4 protein-coding genes and 1 pseudogene are annotated in these 4,665 nt (G+C 69.0%); 2 read left to right on the top strand and 3 right to left on the bottom strand.

The features are described from left to right. Window positions 1-491 (bottom strand): AAA family ATPase (locus AAG801_RS40590; protein ID WP_341893542.1); only part of this gene is annotated, 491 nt, incomplete at its 3' end. 128 nt (window positions 492-619) lie between these two features. Between AAG801_RS40590 and AAG801_RS40595 the strand changes: the two genes are divergently transcribed. Beyond that, entirely contained in the window at window positions 620-970 is a 351-nt protein-coding gene (locus AAG801_RS40595) for a hypothetical protein (RefSeq protein ID WP_341893539.1), read from the top strand. A gap of 31 nt (window positions 971-1,001) precedes the next feature. Here AAG801_RS40595 and lolA read toward each other — a convergent pair whose 3' ends face one another. Then, window positions 1,002-1,613, bottom strand: coding sequence for an outer membrane lipoprotein chaperone LolA (gene lolA / locus AAG801_RS40600; RefSeq protein ID WP_341893540.1), 612 nt, complete (start codon window positions 1,611-1,613; stop codon window positions 1,002-1,004). After that, complete coding sequence (locus AAG801_RS40605; RefSeq protein WP_341893541.1) at window positions 1,610-3,976, bottom strand: DNA translocase FtsK 4TM domain-containing protein; 2,367 nt, start codon at window positions 3,974-3,976, stop codon at window positions 1,610-1,612. The genes lolA and AAG801_RS40605 overlap by 4 nt, the downstream gene beginning before the upstream one ends. Window positions 3,977-4,048: 72 nt before the next feature. Here AAG801_RS40605 and AAG801_RS40610 point away from each other — a divergent pair. Further along, window positions 4,049-4,665 (top strand): annotated as a pseudogene (locus AAG801_RS40610) (hypothetical protein); the annotation flags it as partial.

Raw genomic sequence — 4,665 nt, forward strand, 5'->3', positions numbered from 1 at the left:
AACGCGCGCATGTCATCGTCGCTCAGGCTCTTCAGCACATGCACCGTCGCGCGCGACAGCAGCGCCGAGTTGACCTCGAAGGACGGGTTCTCGGTGGTTGCGCCGATGAAGGTGAACAGGCCCGACTCGACATGCGGCAGGAAGGCGTCCTGCTGGCTCTTGTTGAAGCGGTGCACCTCGTCGACGAAGACCACCGTGCGCCGGCCCTGCCCCTGCACCGCCTGGGCACGCTCGACGGCCTCGCGGATGTCCTTCACGCCGCCGAGAACCGCCGAGATGGCGATGAACTGCGCGTCGAAGGCACCGGCCACCAGCCGCGCCAGCGTGGTCTTGCCCACCCCCGGCGGGCCCCACAGGATCATCGAGTGCAGCCGGCCCAACTCGAACGCCACGCGCAGCGGCTTTCCCGGGCCGAGCAGGTGCTGCTGGCCGATCACCTCGGAGAGCGTGGCCGGGCGCAGGCGTTCGGCCAGCGGCGCGTCGGCGGGCATCGCCGCGGGGGGGGCCGGCGGGTCCAGCGGGAGCTCGAGCGAGGACATGCGCAGATTGTCGCAGCCGGCCCGGGCCTCAAGTTCCGAGCCGAAGTGACGAAGCCCTGGTGATCACCCGTGCACCTGCCGTGACAGAGCCCCGCTGCCCGACCTCCCCGCACCGAAGCCCGGCCGATCCCGTCGCCGCACTGGAAGCCCTCTCGGCTGCCCTGGCGGCCATCGAACCGGCGCTGGAGCAGTTGCGTGGCGACGCCGCGACGATGGAACGCGCGCGCCGAGCCGCGCTGCATCTGCGCGCCGAAGCCTCACGCATCGTCTCCTCGCTCGACACGGCGCCGGCAGCCTTCCCGAGGCCATGGCATGGGCAGGAGCGCCGCAGTCCCAATCGCGCGACCAACGTGGCCCGGCTGCCGGAGCGCACCGGGTCCGCACCACCACCGGAACCGCCCACCGTGCCGACCGACTGGGAACCCTTCTGAGCGGTATCCGCGCGCACTCAGCGCGAAGCGGTCACTGCTCGATCACATCCGCACCCTTGGGCGCGACGAACCTGAAGGCGTCGGCCGCCATCGGCACGTTGGGCTTGAACTGGCTGAACTGCAGCAGCGAGCGCTGGCCGAAGCTGTCGACGATCTCCACAGCGGCGAGCTCCTTGCCGCGAAAGCCCACCTTCAGCGAATCGAAGGCGCTCTCCTTGGCCTTCGGCTTGGCCGCGGCCCATTCCAGCCCGTCGGCCGCGGGCTGCGGCGACAGCTCGAAGTCCTTCTCGAGGTTGCCGCCGGCCAGCAGCGCCGCGGGCGTCGCGCCGATCGCGGCCGACAGCTTGCGTGAACTCACCTGGTTGAGGTCGGCGTCGTAGATCCAGACCTTCTGGCCATCGGCCACGATGACCTGCTCGAAGGGCCTGGTGTAGGTGAAGCGGAAGCGGTTGGGACGCGCGAACTCGAAGCTGCCGCTGCTGGTCTTCTTCTTCGCGCCGTCGGGCGAGGTCACGGTCTGGCTGAACTGCGCCTTGCCGGTCTTCACCTCGCGCACGAACTCGCGCAGGGTGTCCACCGCATCGGCCTGCGCCGAGAAGGCTGCACTGCAAAGTGCCAGCAACACCGGGAAACGGAAGTTCATGTGTCGCGGTTCGGGACGATGATGTCGCGATTGCCGTTGGTGGACATGGCACTTACGAGCCCGGATTTCTCCATTTGTTCCAGCAAGCGCGCGGCGCGGTTGTAGCCGATGCGCAGGTGGCGCTGCACCAGCGAGATCGAGGCACGCTTGTGCTGCAGCACGATGGCCACCGCCTGGTCGTACATCGGGTCGCTCTCACCGCCGCCGGCGCCGGCCTCGCCGGCCAGCACGTCGCCGCCCTCGCCATCGAGCGTGCCGCCCTCGAGGATGCCCTCGATGTAGTTCGGCTCGCCCTGGCTCTTCAGGTACTCGACGACGCGGTGCACTTCCTCGTCCGACACGAAGGCGCCGTGCACCCGCACCGGCAGCCCGCCACCCGGCGTGAGATAGAGCATGTCGCCCTGGCCGAGCAGCGCCTCGGCGCCCATCTGGTCGAGGATGGTGCGGCTGTCGATCTTGCTCGACACCTGGAAGCTCAGGCGCGTCGGGATGTTGGCCTTGATCAGGCCGGTGATCACGTCCACGCTCGGGCGCTGCGTGGCCAGGATCAGGTGGATGCCCGAGGCACGGGCCTTCTGCGCCAGCCGTGCGATCAACTCCTCGATCTTCTTGCCGACCACCATCATCAGGTCGGCCAGTTCGTCGATGACGACGACGATGTAGGGCAGGCGGTCGAGCGGTTCCGGCTCCTCCGGCGTCAGGCTGAAGGGGTTGGGAATCTTCTCGCCGCGCTCGGCGGCATCGGCGATCTTCTTGTTGTAGCCCGACAGGTTGCGCACCCCCATCTTGCTCATCAGCTTGTAGCGGCGCTCCATCTCGCCAACACACCAGTTCAGCGCATTGGCCGCCTGCTTCATGTCGGTGACGACCGGCGCGAGCAGGTGCGGAATGCCCTCGTACATGCTCATCTCGAGCATCTTCGGGTCGATCAGGATCAGGCGCACGTCGCGCGCTTCTGCCTTGTACAGCAGCGACAGGATCATCGCGTTGATGCCCACCGACTTGCCCGAGCCGGTGGTGCCGGCGACCAGGCAATGCGGCATCTTCGCCAGGTCGGCCACCATCGCGTTGCCGACGATGTCCTTGCCCAGGCCCATGGTGAGCTGCGAGGCCGCGTCGTTGTAGACCTGCGAGCCGAGGATCTCGGAGAGGCGGATCATCTGCCGCTTGGCGTTGGGCAGTTCCAGCGCCATCGTCGTCTTGCCGGGAATGGTCTCGACGACGCGGATGCTGACCAGCGACAGCGAACGCGCCAGGTCCTTGGCCAGGTTGACCACCTGCGCGCCCTTCACGCCGGTGGCCGGCTCGACCTCGTAGCGCGTGATCACCGGGCCGGGCGAGGCCGCGACCACGCGCACCTCGACGCCGAAGTCCTTCAGCTTCTTCTCGATCAGCCGCGAGGTCATCTCGAGCGTCTCGGGCGTCACCGACTCCTGGCGGCTGCCGGGCGCGGCGTCGAGCAGGTCGACCTGCGGCAGTTTGGTGTCGGCCAGCTCGACGAACAGCGGCTTCTGCCGCTCCTTGGCGACACGCGCCGACTTCGGCAGCTCGGCCACCGTCTCCTCGATGACGATCGGCAGGTGCTCCTCGTGCAGCTGGTGCTCCACCTCGACCACCTCCTCACGCTCGCGCAGCGCACGCTCGCCCAGGCGGAGGTCTTCGGCGCGCTCGATACGCTCCGCGCGCTTCTCGCGGAAGGACTCGAGCCAGGTGCCGATCGCCTCGGCCACACGCAGCCAGGAGAACTGCAGCGCCATGCCGATGCCTGCCACCAGCACGGCGATCCACAGCACGCCGGAGCCGGCGAAGCCGAGCAGCTTCTGGCTCGCCGGGCCGAGCAGATAGCCGAGCACGCCGCCGGCATGGCCGCCGGCCACGCGCGCCTCGAACTGGTACAGGCGCGTCGACTCGAGCGCGCAGCTCGCCGCCATCAGCACCACGATGCCGACCCAGAACAGCCACAGCGGCGGCTCGTGCGGATCGGCCGGGTGCGTGCCGGCCTGCTCACTGCGCAGCACACGCGCCAGCGCACCGAGCCAGACCCGCGCGCCGATCAGCAGCAGCCACCAGGCCGAGAAGCCGAACAGGAAGTACAGGCCATCGGAGAACAGCGCGCCGAGCATGCCGGCCTTGTTGAGTGCCTGTTCGACGCTGCCCGAGGTGGTGAAGGCCGGGTCGGCCGGGTTGTGCGTGGCCAGCGCGATCAGCGCCAGCAACCACAGCACGCCGCCGAAGCCCAGCACGAGCCGTGCGCGCCAGCGCGGCACCACGGCCGGCGCAGACGCCTCGCGCGATGAACGGCCGCCCGCAGCGGCCTGGCTGGCGCCGCCATCGGCGCGCAGCGATCCGAGAGGAAAGGTCATGGACGCGATTGTGGCCGAAGCCTCCCTGGCGCTTGTATCCGCTCGCAGCCGGGCGGTGGAGAATCGCCGGCCATGCGAATCCCTGCCCTGCTGATCACACTGCTGCTGGCCCTGCCCCTGTCCGCCCAGGCCATCCAGACCTGCGAACTCAACGGCGAGCACGTCAACCCGGCCAACGGCCACACCACGGCCGGCAAGACCGGGCTGATGCGTTGCAAGGATGCCGACAGCGGTGTGCTGCAACGCGAGCAGGAGCTCAAGGACGGCAAGTCGATGGGCCTGGTGCGGTTCTACAGGAACGGCGTGCTGGAGCAGGAGTACAGCACCAACGAACGTGGCAACCGCGACGGCGTGGCGCGCACCTATGCGGCCACGGCCGGCGCGAAGAACCCGCTGCTGCGCGAGGAGACGATGCGCAACGGCACGACGATCGGCCTGGCACGCAGCTGGTACGCCAGCGGTACCTTGCGGCGCGCGACCTTCCACGCTGACGACGGGCGCGAGCAGGCGACGGCCGAGTTCAACGAGCAGGGCCAGCTCAGTGATCTGCGCTGCGCATCGAAGGCGCTGCTCGCGCCGGCGGCGGACGACGCCGCCTGGTGCGGCCACCAGGGCCGCGCGGCCACAGTGACACTGCACAACAACAAGGGCGTGATGAGCGGGCGGCGGGTGTTCGAACGCGGCGAACT

This window comes from Variovorax sp. YR752 (genome assembly GCF_943372545.1).